The organism is Methanothrix sp., from assembly GCF_024518575.1.
Lineage (GTDB): Archaea > Halobacteriota > Methanosarcinia > Methanotrichales > Methanotrichaceae > Methanothrix_B.
This window is the reverse complement of sequence record NZ_JANIHG010000012.1, coordinates 1-19,814: the sequence shown is the minus strand read 5'-3', so window position 1 is coordinate 19,814 and position 19,814 is coordinate 1. Positions and strand designations below refer to the sequence as shown.

Genomic DNA, 19,814 nt, shown 5'->3' with positions numbered 1-19,814 from the left:
AGAAAACCACATTTTGAGAGCGTCTGGAGATCACAAAAGGTGAGATCTGTCCGGATGCGGGGTACGGGATTCGAACCCGTGAACTCCTGCGAGACGGGATCTTAAGTCCCGCGCCTTTGGCCAGCTTGGCAAACCCCGCACGGTCCCACGTTTTTCTTTTGAAGATAAATATATCGGTATACTATGCAGAGAAAGAACTGAGTGGACCTCTGATCACAAGCATGAGGTGCTTCCGCGCTTCAATCGATGAAACCCCTGTGTGGGATGTGCTGTTCAGATCTCTCGCCTCCGGTTGATATCAGGTGACCTCTCTGCTGCAGCTGCATCATCCAGCTCCTCCAGAATGAGTGCAGCAGTATTCAGGCCGGAGCCCATGCGTATGAGCGATGCAACAGCTGCTGCCTCGAGCATCTCCTCCCTGCTCGCGCCGAGCGCTCTTGCCTGCTCCATGTGCCTTCTGGTGCAGTCCTCACATCTTATCGCCACAGAGCATGCCAGAGCTATCAGTGCCTTCTCCCTCGCAGATAGCGCTCCGTTCCCCAGGATACCGGATGCAAGCGACCTGAACGTGCTGCTAATGCTGGCATCCATCGAATCAAGAAATCTGTCCGCTCCTGTCTTCCGCACATCAACCACCTTGCGATCCCAGACTCAGGCTCCAGATGTTTGCCCCTGAGGGCACTTCTCCATGCCACATGGCATGGACAGATATACCGGCTCACAGACCTCTGCTTGGCTTGTGAATTGACGTATGCAGCGCGCCCTAATCAGCGATTCGATGGTGTATCTCATGCCGTTGGTAGATCTAATTCCAGGGGTCTCATCTGTCGAGCACCTTTGAGGCAGCCGCGACCCCCTCACCTGGCGCTTTGATCACGCCCTCTTTTGCGAGAACAAGCTCTAAAGCCTGTATGGTTCTCAGCACATCCCCCTCAGAGCAGACGCCCATTGTGCCTATCCTGAAGATCTTCCCCTTGAGCCGCTCCTGGCCGCCTGAAACGACAACACCCTGCTTTTTCATGCCGCCCCTGAGCTTCTCATCATTGATCATCGGCGGGACCCTCATCGCTGTGACTGTGTTCGAGTAGCTGGAGTACTCGTTCAGGACAGGGAAGAGCTCTATATTCAGCGCTGATGCGGCTGCCCTGACAGCCTCAGCGAGCCTGGCTATGCGCGCCCTTCTGGCCTCGAAGCCCTCCTCCTTCGCCATGTGCAGGGCCTCCTGGAGTGCGTAGAAGAGTGGAACCGCGGGCGTGAATGGCGTCTGTGTTGGCTTCTTCCTCGCGCTCTTCAGATGCGCCCTCAGATCAGCATAATAGCTCCCTGATGTCTCATTGAGAGCCTCCTCCGCGCGCTCGCTCACCGATACTATCGCCAGCCCTGGAGGCACAGCAAGGCACTTCTGGGAGCCGGTTATTGCTATGTCAATGCCCCACTCATCGGTCCTGAACTCGTTCCCGCCGATTGAGGATATGCCGTCCACTATGAATATGGCGTCGTGCTTTCTCGCAAGCCTGCCTACCTCCCTGGCAGGATTTATTATGCCCACGGATGTCTCGTTGTGGACCATGGCCACGGCCTTCACTCCATCCTCCAGTGCAGCCTCCACGCGCTCGAGGTCGAATGGCATCCCCCACTCGAAATCAACTGATATCGCTCTGCCGTACCTGTTGCCTATCTCCGTGAACCGCTCGCCGAACTTTCCGTTGGTTATCGTGAGTATTTTGTCTTCCCTGCCTATCAGCCCGCCAACAGCAGCGTCCATCCCGCACGTGCCGGACCCGCTCATGACCACGATCTCGTTCTTTGTCTCGAAGAACTCCTGGAGGAGCTCTCTGCAGTCGTCATATATCCTGCCGAACTCCGGGCTCCTGTGGCTTATCATCGGCTTTGACATCGCGCGAAGCACCCGCGGAGCGACCTTGACGGGGCCTGGTATCATAAGAAGCGTATCCTCTATATCCAATAGGATCACTCTCTCTCAGTGGCTTATACAGAGCTTGCTTTTAAACGTTGTGCAGTGCTCCAGCTCTTCCTTGCGAACGGCGGCAAATCCCCATTCTTCTCGATCCAGTCCTTTAGAAACCTCACCGTTGCAGGATCTGAGGGATAGCCGCTTCCGAGCTGGCAACCAACCTCTTCCTCGAGCTCTCTGATGGATCGATCCCTAGCAACCTTGGCGATTATCGATGCTGCTGCGACCACGATGTGCCTCCTGTCAGCATTATGCTCTGCCAGGATCTGCATCGATGCTCCTGATAACTCCCTGACCCTCTGAGCGAACCTCTCCGCGTTCACATCAGCGGCATCGAGAATGGCGCGATCCGCCCTGAGGCCGGACACCACCCTGGAGTGGGCTCTTACCATGATATCGTTCATCGACATGACCCTGCGCAGCTCGTCGATCTGCTGCGCCGTCACCTCAAGAACGAAGCTCTCTCTGGCCCTGGAGAGTATCTGCCTCTCCATGGCTTCTCTTCTTGCGGGGCTCAGCAGCTTGGAGTCCTTCACGCCGCATGCTGCGAGATCGAAGATATCCTCCTCGCTGAAAACAACACCTGCGACAAACATCGATCCGATGACAGGCCCCTTTCCGGCCTCGTCCACCCCGAGTATGAGCATCATATTTAGTTTTTGAAGTCGTATATCAAACATTCCTCCCCGGCTTGTATCATCACCAGTATGCAATCCCGCAGGATTCATAATACCTGGGGGCGCAGGTGTGGCGGAAACTCCGGTCTTCAGGCCGGAATAGTCGACCAGAGACCATTTACAGCTCGAAGCCATAAATCCGCAGCTGTATGGAACCGGAATCGGGGAATTATAGTTTCAAAAAAAGTAATGGAAAATTATTAGTAGAGTGGCCCCGTTCATTCTCTTGCAGAGGATTGATATGGGTGTGTTCAAGAGCCTCCGGATGAACCTCGGAATCTGGCTAAGTCGTATTTTCGGCAAAAAGCGTGCGCGAATTGGCATCTATGGGCCACCTAACGCTGGAAAGACCACACTGGCCAACAGGATAGTTAAGGACTGGAGCGGGGATGGCGCGATAGGAACTGTATCTCCAGTTCCCCACGAGACCAGAAGAGCGGTTAGGAAGGAAGGTCTTGTGATAAATGCAAATGGCGCAAGCATTCATCTCGATATAGTGGATACACCAGGAATGGCCACAAAGATCGATTTCAGGGAGTTTATGGCATATGGCATGAGCGAGGAAGAGGCCAAGAAGAGGGCGAAAGAGGCCACCGAGGGCGTCATAGAGGCTATCAAGTGGCTGGACGATCTTGATGGCGTTCTTCTTGTCATGGACTCCACAGAGGATCCCTACACGCAGGTCAACGTCACTGTCATAGGCAACATGGAGGCGAGGAATCTGCCGCTTCTCATTGTGGCAAACAAGATCGATCTGCCGCACGCTGCTCCTTCTCGAATCAAGGCTGCATTTCCTCAGCATCCGGTGGTCCAGATCTCGGCGCTGGAGGGGAACAACCTGGACGAGCTGTATAATGCAATAGCATTACACTTCGGGTGAGCATATGCGGGAAGTACAGATGGACCTCATATCTGAGGAGAAGCTGAACCGCATGACCTCAATGGAGAAGATCCGGCTTATCCTTGACAAGGTCAAGACAGGGAGGATAGTCGTGCTCGAGAGCGGACTCACTCCAGAGGAGGAGGTGAGGCTTATAGAGATGACCATGACGGAGATCCGGGTCGATGAGTTCTCAGGAATAGAGATCGAGAGCTATCCTGCTAAGAGGGAGAGCTCCTTTGTGGGCAGGCTGCTCGGAAGAAACTCATCAAAGGGCAGGATGACTGTGATAGGCCCGGCGAACCAGCTCAGAACAGTCGAGAAGGATCAGTACCAGATAAGCACCAAGGTCTCGGTCGGGGATTAGATGCCGCACATGTGCACCAGATGCAAGAAGGTATTCGATGATGGCGCAGATATACTCAAAGGATGCCCGAAGTGCGGCGGGAGGATGTTTGAGTATATCAGAGAACGAGAGACGCTGATCACCGAGGCGATGGGTGTCAGAAGGCCGCCCAGGAGAGCCGCAGCCATTGCCACAGCAGTTCGCGATATAAATGAGATTAAAGAGGAGATGGGGGGAGAGAGGGGCGCTTCTGAGAACATCAAAAAGCCGTCTGCCATCCAGCCATCCCAGAAATCACCTGAGGATCGCCCGATAGAGAGCGTCAGGATCACAGAGCCGGGAAGATACGAGCTGAATCTGCCGACGCTATTCTCGAGGGACGAGCTCGTCATGGCATTAAAGGAGGGGACCTATCTGATAGACCTGAACTCGGCCTTCAGAAGGTCTAAGAAATAAGATCAGTCCCTCTCAACCGTTATCTTGAGAGTCTTCCAGTCCTTGTTCACACCACGTAGGGAGCTGGCCATGCCTGCTGATACATTCCCGATTATCTGCTGTGTGAAGTCGTTCAGCGGTATCTCAACGCCATCCACGACCAGGCTGACCTTCATGCGTTTATCCCTATCCCTATCGAAAGCAGAGCGCGCGCTCTTCAGGCCCCACCAAATATCGCTATCGGTGGTGTCCAAATTGTCACATTGGGCCTGAGGTAGTTGATCTGTGCTCCAGAAAGGGCATGTGGCATTGTAATTACAGTGTTCGTGCCAGCTGTTATGTTGGCATTCATTATCGCGAAGGACGGTGTGATCGTCACCGGCTTTGCGGCTGAGAGCTCCTTCGGCTCGATCGTCGAGCGCTGGACCTTCCTGCCGAGCGTGCTGAGCTGCACAACACCCGGGCTGACATTGCTCATGGCTGGAGTGTACGGGCTTATCCTCGGAAGTGAGACGGCCTCAGTCTTATCAAGCGTGCTGAGATGGATCACGTCGATCGCGCCTGCCGTGAGGACAGATACAAGCATCAGCGAGACCGCCAGTAATATTGTGTACTTCATATATCAACCTCCTTTTTGGATCTGATCTGCGTTTCATCATTTATCCCTTTTGATTGGTGGTCAGATACAGGGCATGTTGAGCCTATGAAGGGCAAAGATGAAATTCTAGATCATCTTTGAGCCGCAATGGAGGTAGAAGCCATGAGAGTTCTGGTCAGTGACCCGCTGGCCGAGGAGGGCATAAGGCGGCTTGAGTCGGCCGCAGAGGTCGATGTTATAACCAACCTCTCTCCTGAGGAGCTGGTGGAGAGGATCAAGGGGTATGATGCTCTTGTCATACGCAGCGGGACCAAGGTGACGGCAGATGTGATAAACGCAGCAGACCGGCTCAAGGTGATAGCGAGAGCTGGAGTTGGGGTCGACAACGTCGATGTTGATGCTGCAACAAAAAAGGGCATAATAGTAGTGAACGCCCCGGGCGGGAACACCATATCAGCTGCAGAGCATACAATCGCCATGATGCTGGCGCTCGCGAGAAACATTCCCCAGGCGCATGCATCTGTCAGGAGGGGCGAATGGAACAGGAAGAAGTACACGGGCGTCGAGGTCTTCAACAAGACTCTGGGCATAATAGGACTCGGCAGGATCGGAACAGAGGTTGCAAAGAGGATGAAGGCATTCGGTATGCGCATACTCGCCTACGATCCGTTTATAACAGAAATGAAGGCTGCAGAGCTTGGAATAAAGCTGGCGAGCCTCGAGGAGATCTACAGGGAGAGCGATTTCATAACAGTTCACACGCCTCTCACCCCGGAAACAAGAAACATGATCGATGAGCCTCAGATAAAGCTGATGAAGCCAACCGTGAGGCTGATAAACTGCGCCAGGGGAGGCATCATCAACGAGGCAGCGCTCGCCAAAGCGGTTGCGGAGAACAGGATAGCAGGCGCTGCAGTGGACGTTTACACAAAGGAGCCACCGGTGGGCAACCCTCTTCTCGAGCAGGAGCGGATCATAACAACCCCACATCTCGGAGCGTCAACAGCTGAGGCGCAGATCAACGTGGCGCTTGCTGTTGCAGATCAGATAATCGCTATAAGCAGGGGCCAGCTTCCGACGACAGCGATCAATCTGATCTCCATACCGCCAGAGACCATCGCCATGATGGAGCCGTACATGGACATCGCGGAGAGAATGGGCAGGCTTCTCGGACAGCTGGGCACAAGCAGGTTCGAGCAGCTTGAGATCGTTTATGGCGGATCCATCGCGGAGAAGGATACCCGGTTGATAACAATAGCGGCTGTGAAGGGGCTGCTATCTGCTATAGGTGCCCATGCGAACCTGGTCAACTCTCTGACGCTGCTGAAGGAGAGGGGCATAAAGCTGATGGAGTCAAAGACAGAGACCGCGAACGGGTACAGCAATCTCATAACCATGCGCCTGAAAACCGCCACAGAGACATTCGCGGTTCACGGCACTGTTTACAGGCCGGATGACAGGAGGATCGTCCAGATCAACGACTACAGGGTCCATGTTCCCACAGAGGGCAATCTTGTTCTGGTCCTGCATGAGGACAGGCCGAACATAATAGGGCCGGTGTGTGTGGTTCTGGGCGAGGCGAACATCAACATCGGGAGCATGCACGTGGGCAGGATCTCGCCAGGGCAGCCGCAGCTGATGGTTCTGAACGTGGATTCTCCTGTAAGTGACGAGACTCTGAAGAGGGTACTGAGCGTTTCAGGCGTCCTGAGCGCCAGGACGATAAGCATGTGAGGATGGCCTATTCAAGGCCATCTCTTAAGCTTCCGCAATTACTGGAAGGAGCAAGGTCTAATTGACGAGGACATCCTGAGCACGCCGGAGTATTTCCTTGTTGACAAGGCCCAGCTTCTCACCCTCACAGTCCCTCAGATGACCGCCCTAGTGGGTGGATTGAGGGCTCTGGGAGCCATCTACGGGTACGAGAAGCACGGTGTTCTCACCGATTCGCCTGGCACCCTCACCAACGATTTCTTCGTGAATCTCCTGGACATGGGAACGGAGTGGAAGGCCGCCGACGACCGGAGGTATCTCTTCAATGGGTACGACAGAAAGACAGGTGAATTAAAATGGACAGCACCCAGGGTGGACTTGATCTTCGGCCACCACGATGAACTGCGGGCGGTGGCAGAGGTTTATGCCGCATCGGACTGTAGGGAGAAGTTCGTCCAGGACTTCGTGGCGGCTTGGGATAAGGTGATGAACCTGGATCGATTCGACCTTGACTGATTCAAAGATGACGGAGAGCTAACATGCGATTCCATCGGATGCGCTACGCTCCGTCGCTGAACCCGAGCGTTAGCCTGCCAGGCACTCCTTTAAATGGGGCATAACAGGCAAGTCGCGGATGATAGGAGCGAGCAGGGCGCAAACTCCCATTCTTTAGGAGTAAGCCCGTACGAAAACGGCACATTCAACAGCACAGGCGCGCCAAAAGGATGAAAGCTTCGATGCAATGTTAGTTTTGTCCAGAAACGCCCCGAGACATGAGGTTAACCCTCATGTCATTTTTTCATTGTAAACGTCCCTGAACCCATTTTCATATCAAAATTCTGGGGATCACTGAGGTGAAAACTCGTGGCTGCACGCAGGAAAAGAGTGCGGGGGACGGGATTTTCGCGCTATTTTACCAGTAATATTAGTACATCGGTCTCGTTCACTGGAACAAGCCTTAGCATTTCTTGCTTGCTGGGCGACAAGCTGTCATTGTTTTGGGATCTTGTCCATAACCGCTAGGATGAAGAGGCATGGTAACTCGCTTTCGCATCTCTGCATTGCGTTTGAGAACTTCATCGCTTCAATGGTAACTATACTTGGAAGGCAAGTAGGGTATTGTGCGAGAAGCTTCAATGGGGCCATGCCTTAAAAGGCATGGTAACATTTCGTGTTGAACAAAATGCTTGACCAGAACCAAACTTCAATGGGGCCATGCCTTAAAAGGCATGGTAACACATCTGTGCAGCCCCATTCAGCAAGCCGCCAAGAAAGCTTCAATGGGGCCATGCCTTAAAAGGCATGGTAACACTCATTCGCCTCGCCTCCTTCGCCGCCTGAATCTGCTTCAATGGGGCCATGCCTTAAAAGGCATGGTAACACAATGTATTTTACAGGACGGCGAGAAGCCGTCCAGCTTCAATGGGGCCATGCCTTAAAAGGCATGGTAACTCGTGCTGAATGGGAAGCGCAACGAGCTGATTGCGCAGCTTCAATGGGGCCATGCCTTAAAAGGCATGGTAACAAATCTCATACTGTATTATGAGATAGATGATCCGGAGCTTCAATGGGGCCATGCCTTAAAAGGCATGGTAACATGGAGATAAAGATAGTATCTGAAAAAATACTGAACAAGCTTCAATGGGGCCATGCCTTAAAAGGCATGGTAACACTGCAAAGGCAACCGGATACAAAGATGAGGAAATGCTTCAATGGGGCCATGCCTTAAAAGGCATGGTAACTAGTCTGTAGTGTGCTTGCACCTTCATGGCGGTTTTGAAGCTTCAATGGGGCCATGCCTTAAAAGGCATGGTAACCTCATCTCCTACAGCCGCTTGGTGCCCAGTATCGGCGCTTCAATGGGGCCATGCCTTAAAAGGCATGGTAACTGATCTTACATATCGCCGCCAGATCTTTGCCGTAACCGCTTCAATGGGGCCATGCCTTAAAAGGCATGGTAACTGATCTTACATATCGCCGCCAGATCTTTGCCGTAACCGCTTCAATGGGGCCATGCCTTAAAAGGCATGGTAACTCGTGCTGAATGGGAAGCGCAACGAGCTGATTGCGCAGCTTCAATGGGGCCATGCCTTAAAAGGCATGGTAACCCAAGAAGTCATTGACGGAATCAAATTGTTCGCGCGGCTTCAATGGGGCCATGCCTTAAAAGGCATGGTAACAGGGGAGAGGACATCCTAGACGTGTGTACAGTCGTCTGGCTTCAATGGGGCCATGCCTTAAAAGGCATGGTAACTGATCTTACATATCGCCGCCAGATCTTTGCCGTAACCGCTTCAATGGGGCCATGCCTTAAAAGGCATGGTAACTCGTGCTGAATGGGAAGCGCAACGAGCTGATTGCGCAGCTTCAATGGGGCCATGCCTTAAAAGGCATGGTAACCCAAGAAGTCATTGACGGAATCAAATTGTTCGCGCGGCTTCAATGGGGCCATGCCTTAAAAGGCATGGTAACAGGGGAGAGGACATCCTAGACGTGTGTACAGTCGTCTGGCTTCAATGGGGCCATGCCTTAAAAGGCATGGTAACGGCTCGGGCGGCCTCCAGGATGCGCGCCTTCTCTCCAGCTTCAATGGGGCCATGCCTTAAAAGGCATGGTAACGTGCAAGAGGCGTGGGTTGATCGATAAGCTGGGTCCAGCTTCAATGGGGCCATGCCTTAAAAGGCATGGTAACGAAACAGACGAGATAATAAAATGTCGCTGCATAGCGGCTTCAATGGGGCCATGCCTTAAAAGGCATGGTAACGAAGTTACGCGAGCTCGAGCGCGAGCTAGAGGAGGCGCTTCAATGGGGCCATGCCTTAAAAGGCATGGTAACGTCTCTACAAGAACGTTGATGAGGAGATACAGCGAGATCGCTTCAATGGGGCCATGCCTTAAAAGGCATGGTAACATCAAGCCGTGGCTCGAGAAGAGGTGGTGTATAGGGCTTCAATGGGGCCATGCCTTAAAAGGCATGGTAACAGCGTTCATTTCTCGAGCTTCACACGCCTCGAAAAGTACTGAGATTTCGAGAGCTTACTTCTCCTATTGATCCGCATGATTTACATAATGTCCTCTATCATTAGCTTTTCGATAGCCATCATCTGTTCGAGCACCTCCTGGGAGTCGTATCAGCATCAAACCTCTCGTCAATGTATGGCTCATATTATTAGCGCTCTATGCTCTGACTCTGCCGGACGGACCCCCAGAAATTCTATCCTATCTCTGGCTCTTCCGTCTACAGGACCCAGATCGATGATCATAACACGATCTTCGTCATGTTTAATCAGCTCAGTCAGAGCCGCAATAAGCTCAACCCGTCCTTTCGGCGTGAGATCGCACCTGAATACGGAGTAATGTATGGATTCCCCAAAGCCCTTCATCGTTTTATGTACCCTTTGGAGCCGCTTCTGGTCCATGATGTCGTAGCTCACAACATAGCAGTTCAGACCGCTAATTATCTCACCACCATATAGTCTTCTGAATTTACATGTTGCAGGTTGTGCATCAGCGTCATCTTGTGCAGAACGGCGGATATTCTCGAATCTCGCCTGATAGCATCCTAGCAAGCAATCTGGCCTGGATCTCAAGAACCCGACGGTAGCTAACTTTATAGCCAAATAAGGGGTGCCGTATCTCGGTCTCCATACGCCGCTCATACCCTTCAATCACAGTCCTCTTGCCATCAGAGGTAAGCGATATGCCTATGCCGGTTCTCTGGAAATCGTTCTTGGATAGCTCTTTGTTGTTGAAAAGTGTGAGGGCAACAGAGTCTGCAATCAGCGGTCGGAACTCTTCCATCATATCCAGAGCCAGTGCTGGTCGCCCGTATCTTGGCCTGTGGTAGAATCCTAGGTATGGATCAAACCCAACTGCAAGAAGTGTCACGAAGACGTCCTTCACAAGCACAGCGTACAGATAAGAAAGAACAGCATTAACCGGATCCCTAGGAGGACGCTTGTTTCTATTCTCAAATGAGAACTGTGTGCCCTTCAGTAAGCACCCTAATCTGGAAAAGTACACCTCGGCGGCTGCCCCCTCAATACCAAGTAGACTATCGGCACTATTTGCGGATTCTGCATTTTTTGCTAGCCTTGCGAGAGTGACGAGTGTCTCTCTTTGGACTTCTGAATCGTTTCTGCGTATGAGCGTTCTGCAGTTCCTGATCTTGCCGGCTATTATCTTTCTAGCAAGTAATAGCGCTCTCTCCGGATCTGTAGCACTTTGATACTGTCGTATCCTCAGCTCTACGTTTTTGTGAGTTGTGCCAATACATATGCCATGAAACCATCCGCCATAGCTGAAGTGAATGACCGGAATGCATCTCTGCATCAGTTCAACCATTGCAGGAGTAGTTATCTCCACACCACCATAAAGAGATAATTGAGAGATCTCTCTCAGCTTGGCGTCTCCTACTTTTTCATCCTTATTCCATATCTCCAAGCGATCTCCTTTCTTCCTAACCGTATGACCCTGACCAATGACATAAACCGGCTTGGCATCGTCCCGGTCTGGAAGTAGTCGTCTGATATGTGGTGCGGTCTCGGTCTCATCCGCATCACTGATCTTACGTAGAAGGTTAACCTCATCCGGAAGACATATGCTCGCTATGGAGCAGCGTACGCATTTAGGGCTGTCCTTAAGGGGTGGTGGGATGATCCCCCTCTCGGCCACCCGCCTCAGCTCTGCGATGAGGTCTTTCGTTCTTTTTACCAGTTCGTCATCGAACTTTACTGCGACTCTCTTCCTCGATCGGATGAAGTAAGCAATTCCTTCCACGCATTCGAACCCGTTTTCCCTCAACACCAGGCACTGTGCACAGAGCTGTACCCTATCGGGCTCGTAAATCTTCTCGGGGATTTCTGGGACCTCTCCGCGCTTGTAGTCCACCGGTGTGACCCTGAACCCATCTCCTTCCAGCAGATCTATCCTACATGCCAGACCTACCTCTGGAGCTGTCATGTACACAGACCTTGCATGGATTGGCTCATGTTCATCATCTTTAATGCATCCCTTCTCTAAATCCACCCTACGGTGCTGAAATCTACCATCTGTGGTATCAGAGCTATCTATGAATTCTCCCTGTATCCACTCGATATAGCACAGCCTGGGACAGTAAGCAAACTCATTCAGCATCCGAGCGGGTATGAGGTCTGGACCCCCCATCTCGTTCAAAGCGAGACCCTCCTGATATTTGGTGTCTTTTTACATTATTTTAATCTTTGACCGTCTATCGAGTCTATTGGTATGTAGAGAAGGACTACCTCGAAGTACACGTATCTGTGTGCGCACTTCCACTTCTGAAATGGTGAGATGCTCTCCACATCATGGGCTTGTGAAAACGTCGCAATCGGTCACGACCAGGTTCGTCGGTCTGGCTCATCCTTGCCTGGTCCAACCCATCCGTCTGGCCGGATGGCCCTCGCCGTGAAGGGGGCTTACACCAGAGTAACTCAAGGGATCATTCTGACTTCAAGCTGGGGACAAAGAGACCTAGCCCAAAGTGAGCTCCGTAACCCAGTGCAACAGGTCCTGCGACAGGTTCGGGGAACACAACATCAAATCCGTAACCTATCCGTGAGCTCTCACCCTTTCTGCTCCTGCGAAATTCGAGCCATCTTATATCCCTCCCGGAGCAGGACAGTTTTGGTACGATTCTGATCTCCACGGGTTCAGGTAACCCATGATTTGATGCTTCCCTTCGCACCTCCTGGCAGAGCCATGCTGAGAAATCACCTCTGCCCTTTCTGTAATGCCTGGGTGGGATGAATGGTGTCGCGCTCGTGAAATGTGTTCCGGGCTCGGTACCTGCCAGCTCACCAGTTCTGCCCCACTGTACGGGTATTAGTCGAATGTCTGGCTTACCATCTGGCTGCCATATCGACCCGACCCGGTCCAGTGCAAGCTGTTCCTCGAGATCTAGGGGCTCCCTGCATACCGCTAGCAGGTGATCCAGAAATCCATCTCTATCGCGGTCCATAGGAAGCACGTAGAGATGTTTGTGCCCCTTCAAAGGATGCCCTCTCTCGTCCTTGCCGCTGAATTTATGCGATATCCGCTTGGGATCTCCAGTTATATTCTTGTGGATCCCCATGATCTTTCTGCGAAAACGTTCTGATATCTCCACAGCAGATGTGATCTTTGGAGGTACCTTGGACTCCATAGCATACAGGACACCATTGACAATCGGTCTCTCTACAGGTCTATGCGGGTATGCCTTAAGCATGAGGCAGTGCCTGTGGCGAATGTAATTTTGATACCGAAATGCTGGGGGTTCACTGCGGCGATCTGACTTGATAAGTTCGGTTGTCGACCAGGCCAGTGCATCAAGCCATCTAAGTGGCCTTGATTTACTTTTATTATATGGCTGCTTTGAGTATTCATCTGCAGATATGGGGCAGGCTACACGTACAGTTTCCCAGCCAGGATCAGATGAACCATCTTCCGGGACGCAGTTCCACGCAACCTCTGTATAATCAGGCAGCAACCTGGCTGATACCCATGACTCAGATCTACCCAGGTAGTTGATAAGAGATAGGAGTTCCGAAAGATCACTTTTTTGAACTTCGCTTAAATTCACATCCGGCCAGAAGAAAACAATTTTAGCGCCCCTCTCAGTAACAACGAATGCATCAAATATCAGCTGCTTTTTGGTAATATCTTCTTTGTTCTGGCTGAGAAAACACCTTATGTGCGAGGATGTTGCCTCAGGAAGGCAGAACTTTGGGAGCTGAGAGGATAATGCCGCCAGCAGAGGTTCAACTTTAGAGGCAGGCCAGTCAGGTCTCTTGCGCTTCCAAGTATCGTATAGAGCACGTATAAGTCGATAAGGTGATGGGGGCCACTCTGGAATTCCTTCATTCACGTTTCTGCCCCACGGCGTGGCATGAAACCGCCCATTAATCAGAACGCATTCGATCAGGATCATTGAGGAGCCACCCTAATCCTCTATCGTGGCACCCTCCTCTGAAGTGGTGCTTCCCTTTTTATCTCCTACTTCTGCCTCTTTATCCAGCACTGTCACTGGTGGATCCGCAAATAAATTTTTATCTTTACATGCTTTTATATTCGCTTGGATTACCTCCAGCAGTTCTTTCTCAGAAGGTATCTGAAAACTGTTTGGAGCTGTCACTTTGATATCGCCATTTTTGATCAGATCACAGGCAGTTCTGAGCCTGAGGCCGCTTGCCAGGAACCTGCGGATCTTATAGAGACCAAGTGCCACCAGCAGCTCCTTTGCCTCTGGCTCCAGACCATAACCATCCAGAAGGGCCAGATCTATGTTGAAATATGCTGTAATCCTCTTTGCGGTGTATTCCATACGGTGGTACAGCACGTTGCCATACACATCTTTGCCGATTCCTTGTATCCGGATTTTGCCAGTTGGGTCCAAAAAGTCGATCTTTGCACCACCTGAAGCCACCTCCTGAACATCCTCCGCCTCGATAAATCCGGTAATAGCACGCGGCACTTTAATGCGCCCATCCTCTAGATTTGACATGAACGCCCCATGGAGCAGGGAATTCGGATCATAGAAGAAAAATGCCTTCCCAATCATCTCCCAATTCAAGGGCTTGCCCTTGGAATACCCTGCTTTGTCTATGAAATGCTTTCTAAACTCCTCATCGTATATTATGAATGGAGAGTTTATCCTGTGTGCCTCAACCAAGGAGCTGGTCTTTGTCTTTATTTCGTTAGTATCAAGTTTAACATTTAACTCAACCAGTATGTACGGAAGACCTTCCAGCTCCTTTATAATCCCGGGACCTCTCCCTCCTTCCAAACAGGTCTGCTCCAATCGATTTGCAATTGACTGAGCGGACTCTACCAGTAGCATGCGTTTTCCTTTAGGCGATATGTACACAGCCGCCCCCAGATCTGGGAACCCTGTGGGCTGGAAGCGATCGCCCTGAACCGGCCTAAGCTCGACCTCCATCAGGAGACGAGGCGCAGATTTCAAATCTTTCAATATCATTCCATTCTCCATATCGATCAACACCCATTATTCTCGATATTAACCATTTACCCCACCTATTTCATATGCAAAACAAGTTCTGTAATTCTTTTGTGGTTCTGGACAGGAATCAGAAGCGACGCAGCAATACGAACTCCATCACCATCTTTCAAATAAGGTGCCATAACAGGATCGAGTCCCGCCGAATATAGGCGGCGCAGTCCAACTCTGCAAGCCTCATCAATCCTTCCTGCCAGAAGAAGAGGTACAATGGACGGCTCAGGTTTCACCTTCACGTCCTTGCCGTCGATCTTCAGCGTATCGGGCAGGAACAGCAGCTTTAAAAGCGCCCAAGAGCGCCTTACCTGAAGCCGGTCTATAGGTCTCGACCAGCGCCCCGCAAGCTCTTTTCTGACTTCATTGACGGCAGGATCGTCCCAGCGTACCCAGCTCAATCCGAAGGCGAGATCCTCAACCAGACTTTCATCGATGCCTCCATTTATGAAGGCTGAGATATCCTCGGGAGATAGGGGTAAATCTCCATACAACGGATTCGAGCTGCAGTTCATCCGCTGGGCGTCGATCATTCTCCTTTGAAGGACTGCAACCATCTTTTCCGGCAGCGATCGCCCCACCCAAGCCAGCTGGCCTCTGCCCTTTGACCACCTCGTGGGATTCACAGGGTCTACGCATGAAATGTTTGCCCTGATTGGACCCACATCTCCGGTCCTTTTAATCGACGCTATTGCTGCAGCAATTCTGATTTCAATTGAACCATCATCTGCTGCAGAGATCCATCTCGGGCTAAGACCATAAATCGGATTTTCAAGTCTGGGCCTTTTTGATCGGTCCCTCTGAGCTATGAGCATCTCCATTCGGCCAAGCGCTGCGATCAGGAATTTCACACGTTCTGCCCCTCCGTGAAGCAGAAGGTTGAATATCGCATCATCTATCTGTCTCCTGGTCGAGACATAGCTGGATGGGGGGTGTTTAAAATTCTTTATAAAACCATCTATCTTTCTGAGGATCGGGTCAAGCTCCCTGACAAGGTCGCTCTCGTTTCTGTATTTAACCGTGAAGCGTCCTGTTGGGAGTGCTATATAGTTATCCCCCCTTCTTTTGAGGAGGTTATATCGCACGAACTCTGAAACCCCACGATCCACACCCAGTGATGCTACAGCTTCCGCAAACTCCAATCCTGTAGTTGCTGATCTCCTGCCGACGTCCGCTCTCCCCTCACTCAAAAATGCCCTAACCTCTTTGTATCTGGCAGGTCGTCTCCAGATTGGTGTCCATATCTCTGCTGCCCTTTCATCGCTGCCATCTTTATCTGATGATGAGCAGTAACCGACTGGGCTTACACTTACCGTAAATGGGCTTCGCAGAATCCCACTATTCACGCCATGTCTCCTTGCCACATGTCTCCTTGCCACACTGCTTGCCCAGACTATCGCTCCCTCCATTGAAAAAACAAAGCTCCATGGATTTGCAGGAAAGTCTTTGTTCTCAATACCAGGCCCCTGGTTAAAACCGCCAGATCTTCCCGGATTATACATTCCCACCTTGATTACCTCGAGACCCTCTGCAGGATCTCCGAATAGAGCGTTGCAAAGCCACTGACGAGAAACGTCCTGATTTTCTGGTTTCAGAAATAGTTTTACAAGACAGCTCATGAATGTATTTGAGTACTCAAGACGACCTTCGTTGCCACCGCTCCCCAGTATTGGTGGATGTTCGATTTCATCAGCTGGACCGATCACAACAGCTGCATCGAGCCACTCCACAAAAGAGTCTTTGAGTCTGTCTCTGCATGCTAATTTTATATCATCCCTTCCCTCATCACGCTTCCGCTTCTTGATATCAGTTCTAGCTTTTTTCAAAGGTCTCAGCAATCTTTTTATATTCTCGGCAGTCTTTTCATTGCTATTTTTATTAATTTCTTCGAGCTCGTCAAGACTCAGGCCAAACAGATCGACGGAGGGTAGCAGCCTTGCTACCGATTCAATATTGCTCCGTATCTCGTTTGCCAATCCGGAGAGCTCCCTCTTTCTCTTGCCCTTGCTCTTTTCAGATTCTGTTTCAAGCTGGGATAGTATCTCACGTATGGTTAAATTAGTGGAAGGCAGCTCTGGGAAAGTGTATATCGTATCAATAGTTTCTCGATACACTGCAAACCTTTTAGACGTGCTGTTTCTTATTGCATCTATAAATTCAGTGTTATCTCCTTCATAGAACCCGCTACCTCCGTTCCACGGAGACGCTATAGGCGTGGGAACGTACTCCTCTATGAAGAAACGGATAATTTGATCTCTGTCCAGATCCGAGCTGATGCAGAATGTCTCACCCTCCCACCAGCCCTTTGCGTTCGGATCCTTCTGCTCGGATATGAGGCGGAGCACTGCTAACGAGGTTAAATATGAGGATAGCGGCTGGGCGGTACAGCCGTAAAGGATCGTATTGTTCATATTTCACCCCTGCTGGCCCTCTCATCAAATGCTTTTATCAACGCCTCCAGATAAGATAACCGGAAAGGCCCGATATCAGGGTCGTCTCGCAACGCGATGCTTCGCGATAACCAACTAGGCCCACTGGGACCATCACCAAGATCCATGTAGCTGAGATCTATTGGTGTTGCTGCCACCCTTACACCACCACCCAGATCGACCGCTGGAACAGTATCTCCCTCCCATACACCCCTGGCAAACCTGCCCCCATCAGGAGGTCGGTACTCTCCAGGCATTGATCGAATGGACATGCGAACCTTACCATGGTGTGCAGCCACAAGATATGAGACCAGATCGCTCTTTCCGTTCATCAATGCGAGAATAGCGGATGCCAGCTCATGCCGGAAATGCCTTCTCCGGAGGTCGTTCTTTCTGGGTCGATCTGGCAGGCGCCCCTTAAGCCACGCGTCCTCAGGAGCCTTTGCCACTGGAAACTTTACCGCCCTAATCTCCGAAGCATCTGTCTTTAGCATGGCCTGAAAAGAGGGATGTGCCTTGCCGCAATCGTGCCAGCGAGACACCTCCAAAAGCGTATCCCTCCACATGCCCTCAATTCCGAGCGCCTCTAGCACACGATTCGCTATTTGTACAACTTTCTCTGTATGCTCTGCTATGGTCTGCCATTCCCCTGTAGAGGTAGGGTTGTCTTCGTATCCCTCCGGCCTCTTCTTTATCTCTAGTGGTACCACCTGAACCGGCGTTTTCGATTGCGGCTCCCAACCAACTGTTGGGCTGTACCGGCCATCCGATGCACGAAGCAGTATTATCATTCCGGGGATTATCTGCATTGGATCTCGTATTTCAGTCCAGCTACCTTCAAGCTGATCCCAGTACCAGGCGATACCGCCATTTTTTATCAGTTCACGGATATCCGCTAGTGGCACTGGACACAGCTCGTCCCTCTGGGGGAACATTTCCTCTTTTGCATCTTCTACATCTCGCCAGAAGACCTGAACATCAGTATCAGTGGTTTCCCGGATAAATCGAGATATATCGATATCAGTCGCAGCCAGATCTGGTGTGGTATCAAAGAGTTCTACCAAATCCTTTCTGCGAAGGATTTTCTTATGCATGAACTGCAACTGAATCTGTGGAAGTAATCCTGGTCCAACATTTTTGCCATCCAGACTTTTGAGAATCTCTCGGGATTTGTCCAGATCCTCAATAGAGTATGGAAGAGCAAACTCATTTCTTTTTTTGCTTTCTGGAAGATCTATCCAGTATATTTCAGCCTCATCGTATTCACCAGAACGATTGCATCTCCCGAAACGCTGGATAAGTGATGACCACGGTGCCAGTTCCGTGAACATCGTCCTTGCTGATACATCTACACCTGCCTCTACCACCTGAGTTGAAATAACTATGGTGCCGGAGTCGTCTGGGTTTTTCATCAGCTCTTGAAGGACCTTCTTGCGATCTAAAGGTCTGAACTGAGAGTGTATGAGAAGCACCCTGAAGTCGTTGGATTTTTTAGTTAGAACATGATACAGGTTGACGGCCCGCTTCACAGTATTAAGTATTACAATAGTTCGTGTCCCTCTGACGTGTTTTTCTAATACCTCTCTGACAAGTCCTTGCGTCTCCTCTGCTGTTGAATTGGCTTTTTTAAGAACCTTTAAGGCATTCATGCGTCTTTTGACGCTCGGAATATCAAGATCGTTTGAATTCAGAGAGAAACCCCTGAGGGCTCCGCCGTTAGACCTGAGATCCACTGTGCTCAACCACTCGCGCTCAATAGTCGCGCTCATCCAGATCGTATGAGTAGATGATGGCCATATCGTTCCGAAAATATCTCTGAACGCATGAAGCTGAACCGAGGTGGTGAAACCCGGCCCCATCAGCTGGACCTCATCCATCACCCAGAGGCAATCGTTATTCAGCAACCCGAAGTGCATTGGCCACCGATATCTGCTCATACCATAGCCCCGGTTGAGCGCACGAGATAGCAGCATATCCTGAGTACCGATAAGTATGCAATCCCTTTCTGGATAGAGATCCCATTCATTGGCATCCTCACCACCCATAAGCACAGTGACGGCAATTCGTTTATCTTTGCCATCGTGATCCTGTGACCAACCATCCAAAGGACTACCATCACCCGGATTGCTGGCGAGTATTCCCAGATTCTTTAACCACTTCTCCGCTCTCTCCTTCACCTGCTCGACGAGAACTCTCATAGGAAGACAGTAAACAAGCCTTCTGGGAGTAGTAGATCTCACATTTAAACGTGTATCAAATCGCCTCCGCCAGAGCCAGCTCAGTATCACCGCATCGGTCTTTCCCATGCCTGTAGGGATCTTAATTATATGAGGAAATTGCTCATCTGTAGCAAGCCTCTCCTGGTAAGGGTATGGAGGATACCCTGTCGCTGCCTCGAAGAAATTATGAAATTCAGACTTCATCATCGACATTGCTCAAACCCTACCCGATTTCACATAAATTACGAAAGAGTTAGATATATAAGAATTTCCCATTGGTCATCGGACCTGTCCTAATAACACTATCACCCCCTCGCGAAGTTATAGTAAAAGATAAACATTTTACATAAGTTGTTCCAGCATTCTATAGCTCTTGTCCATCTCAGGCTTCCCAGTTTTTTATCTTTAAGTTCACAGTTATTGAGCAGAAGAATATTTTTGCCCGTTGCTTAAACGAGGAGAATACAGATTCCACGAGGCTTCGATCCCCAAATGATTCGTATCTGACTTTTACGCCAAGTCGGCAGAGTGCGT

The 19,814-nt window shown here is 50.8% G+C and carries 15 protein-coding genes, 1 tRNA gene, 1 pseudogene and 1 CRISPR repeat array; of the genes and pseudogenes, 5 read left to right on the top strand and 12 right to left on the bottom strand.

The features are described from left to right. Positions 1 to 55 precede the first annotated feature (55 nt). The 4 genes from NQU42_RS04040 to rnhB form a co-directional block, all read right to left on the bottom strand. Positions 56 to 139, bottom strand: a tRNA-Leu gene (locus NQU42_RS04040). 134 nt (positions 140 to 273) lie between these two features. Further along, positions 274 to 627: a carboxymuconolactone decarboxylase family protein gene (locus tag NQU42_RS04035; RefSeq protein ID WP_296609253.1), complete on the bottom strand. Its 354-nt coding sequence runs from the start codon at positions 625 to 627 to the stop codon at positions 274 to 276. A 193-nt stretch (positions 628 to 820) separates the two neighbouring features. Continuing rightward, on the bottom strand, positions 821 to 1,966 hold the full coding sequence (locus NQU42_RS04030) for an alanine--glyoxylate aminotransferase family protein (protein ID WP_366070102.1): 1,146 nt from the start codon (positions 1,964 to 1,966) through the stop codon (positions 821 to 823). A 23-nt stretch (positions 1,967 to 1,989) separates the two neighbouring features. Continuing rightward, positions 1,990 to 2,625, bottom strand: coding sequence for a ribonuclease HII (gene rnhB / locus NQU42_RS04025; protein ID WP_296609249.1), 636 nt, complete (start codon positions 2,623 to 2,625; stop codon positions 1,990 to 1,992). A 268-nt stretch (positions 2,626 to 2,893) separates the two neighbouring features. On the opposite strand from rnhB, the gene NQU42_RS04020 reads away from it, so the two are divergent. The 3 genes from NQU42_RS04020 to NQU42_RS04010 are packed head-to-tail and all read left to right on the top strand — an operon-like array spanning position 2,894 to position 4,334. Then, positions 2,894 to 3,532, top strand: coding sequence for an Era-like GTP-binding protein (locus NQU42_RS04020; RefSeq protein WP_296609248.1), 639 nt, complete (start codon positions 2,894 to 2,896; stop codon positions 3,530 to 3,532). Positions 3,533 to 3,536: 4 nt separating this feature from the next. Then, positions 3,537 to 3,899, top strand: a complete 363-nt coding sequence (locus NQU42_RS04015) for a DUF2073 domain-containing protein (protein WP_296609247.1) — start codon at positions 3,537 to 3,539, stop codon at positions 3,897 to 3,899. Positions 3,900 to 3,908: 9 nt separating this feature from the next. Continuing rightward, the gene (locus tag NQU42_RS04010) at positions 3,909 to 4,334 is read left to right on the top strand and encodes a Zn-ribbon domain-containing protein (RefSeq protein WP_296609246.1); all 426 of its coding nucleotides are present in this window, start codon (positions 3,909 to 3,911) and stop codon (positions 4,332 to 4,334) included. Between the two features lie 2 nt (positions 4,335 to 4,336). On the opposite strand, the gene NQU42_RS04005 is transcribed toward NQU42_RS04010, so the two are convergent. Beyond that, positions 4,337 to 4,489, bottom strand: coding sequence for a hypothetical protein (locus tag NQU42_RS04005; protein WP_296609245.1), 153 nt, complete (start codon positions 4,487 to 4,489; stop codon positions 4,337 to 4,339). Between the two features lie 41 nt (positions 4,490 to 4,530). Next, positions 4,531 to 4,932, bottom strand: coding sequence for a hypothetical protein (locus tag NQU42_RS04000; RefSeq protein ID WP_296609243.1), 402 nt, complete (start codon positions 4,930 to 4,932; stop codon positions 4,531 to 4,533). A gap of 141 nt (positions 4,933 to 5,073) precedes the next feature. Here NQU42_RS04000 and serA point away from each other — a divergent pair, with 141 nt between their 5' ends. Further along, on the top strand, positions 5,074 to 6,645 hold the full coding sequence (gene serA / locus NQU42_RS03995; protein WP_296609242.1) for a phosphoglycerate dehydrogenase: 1,572 nt from the start codon (positions 5,074 to 5,076) through the stop codon (positions 6,643 to 6,645). 81 nt (positions 6,646 to 6,726) lie between these two features. Then, positions 6,727 to 7,140: pseudogene (locus tag NQU42_RS03990) on the top strand (catalase-peroxidase); the annotation flags it as partial. Positions 7,141 to 7,754: 614 nt separating this feature from the next. After that, positions 7,755 to 9,606: direct repeats of the CRISPR family, unit length 36 nt; unit sequence GCTTCAATGGGGCCATGCCTTAAAAGGCATGGTAAC. A gap of 179 nt (positions 9,607 to 9,785) precedes the next feature. Here NQU42_RS03990 and cas2 read toward each other — a convergent pair. The 6 genes from cas2 to cas3 all read right to left on the bottom strand — a co-directional run bounded on the left by cas2 (position 9,786) and on the right by cas3 (position 19,487). Next, on the bottom strand, positions 9,786 to 10,058 hold the full coding sequence (gene cas2 / locus NQU42_RS03985; RefSeq protein WP_296609241.1) for a CRISPR-associated endonuclease Cas2: 273 nt from the start codon (positions 10,056 to 10,058) through the stop codon (positions 9,786 to 9,788). A 79-nt stretch (positions 10,059 to 10,137) separates the two neighbouring features. Continuing rightward, entirely contained in the window at positions 10,138 to 11,790 is a 1,653-nt protein-coding gene (gene cas1, locus NQU42_RS03980; protein ID WP_296609294.1) for a CRISPR-associated endonuclease Cas1, read from the bottom strand. A 295-nt stretch (positions 11,791 to 12,085) separates the two neighbouring features. Then, complete coding sequence (gene csb2, locus NQU42_RS03975) at positions 12,086 to 13,552, bottom strand: type I-U CRISPR-associated protein Csb2 (RefSeq protein ID WP_296609240.1); 1,467 nt, start codon at positions 13,550 to 13,552, stop codon at positions 12,086 to 12,088. A 12-nt stretch (positions 13,553 to 13,564) separates the two neighbouring features. Beyond that, positions 13,565 to 14,611, bottom strand: coding sequence for a type I-U CRISPR-associated RAMP protein Csb1/Cas7u (cas7u, locus tag NQU42_RS03970; protein ID WP_296609239.1), 1,047 nt, complete (start codon positions 14,609 to 14,611; stop codon positions 13,565 to 13,567). Between the two features lie 44 nt (positions 14,612 to 14,655). Then, positions 14,656 to 17,043 carry a type I-U CRISPR-associated protein Csx17 gene (gene csx17, locus NQU42_RS03965; protein WP_296609238.1) on the bottom strand — a complete coding sequence of 796 codons (2,388 nt, stop codon included), beginning with the start codon at positions 17,041 to 17,043 and terminating at the stop codon, positions 14,656 to 14,658. Beyond that, positions 17,040 to 19,487, bottom strand: coding sequence for a CRISPR-associated helicase Cas3' (cas3, locus tag NQU42_RS03960; protein WP_296609236.1), 2,448 nt, complete (start codon positions 19,485 to 19,487; stop codon positions 17,040 to 17,042). Before cas3 ends, csx17 begins: the two co-directional genes overlap by 4 nt. Positions 19,488 to 19,814: the final 327 nt, after the last annotated feature.

Coding starts and splice junctions, on each gene's coding strand:
- rnhB (WP_296609249.1), bottom strand. CDS start 2,625: ATGATGCTCATACTCGGGGTGGACGAGGCCGGAAAGGGGCCTGTCATC.
- NQU42_RS04020 (WP_296609248.1), top strand. CDS start 2,894: ATGGGTGTGTTCAAGAGCCTCCGGATGAACCTCGGAATCTGGCTAAGT.
- NQU42_RS04015 (WP_296609247.1), top strand. CDS start 3,537: ATGCGGGAAGTACAGATGGACCTCATATCTGAGGAGAAGCTGAACCGC.
- NQU42_RS04010 (WP_296609246.1), top strand. CDS start 3,909: ATGTGCACCAGATGCAAGAAGGTATTCGATGATGGCGCAGATATACTC.
- NQU42_RS04005 (WP_296609245.1), bottom strand. CDS start 4,489: ATGAAGGTCAGCCTGGTCGTGGATGGCGTTGAGATACCGCTGAACGAC.
- NQU42_RS04000 (WP_296609243.1), bottom strand. CDS start 4,932: ATGAAGTACACAATATTACTGGCGGTCTCGCTGATGCTTGTATCTGTC.
- serA (WP_296609242.1), top strand. CDS start 5,074: ATGAGAGTTCTGGTCAGTGACCCGCTGGCCGAGGAGGGCATAAGGCGG.
- cas1 (WP_296609294.1), bottom strand. CDS start 11,790: ATGGGGGGTCCAGACCTCATACCCGCTCGGATGCTGAATGAGTTTGCT.
- csb2 (WP_296609240.1), bottom strand. CDS start 13,552: ATGATCCTGATCGAATGCGTTCTGATTAATGGGCGGTTTCATGCCACG.
- cas7u (WP_296609239.1), bottom strand. CDS start 14,611: ATGGAGAATGGAATGATATTGAAAGATTTGAAATCTGCGCCTCGTCTC.
- csx17 (WP_296609238.1), bottom strand. CDS start 17,043: ATGAACAATACGATCCTTTACGGCTGTACCGCCCAGCCGCTATCCTCA.
- cas3 (WP_296609236.1), bottom strand. CDS start 19,487: ATGATGAAGTCTGAATTTCATAATTTCTTCGAGGCAGCGACAGGGTAT.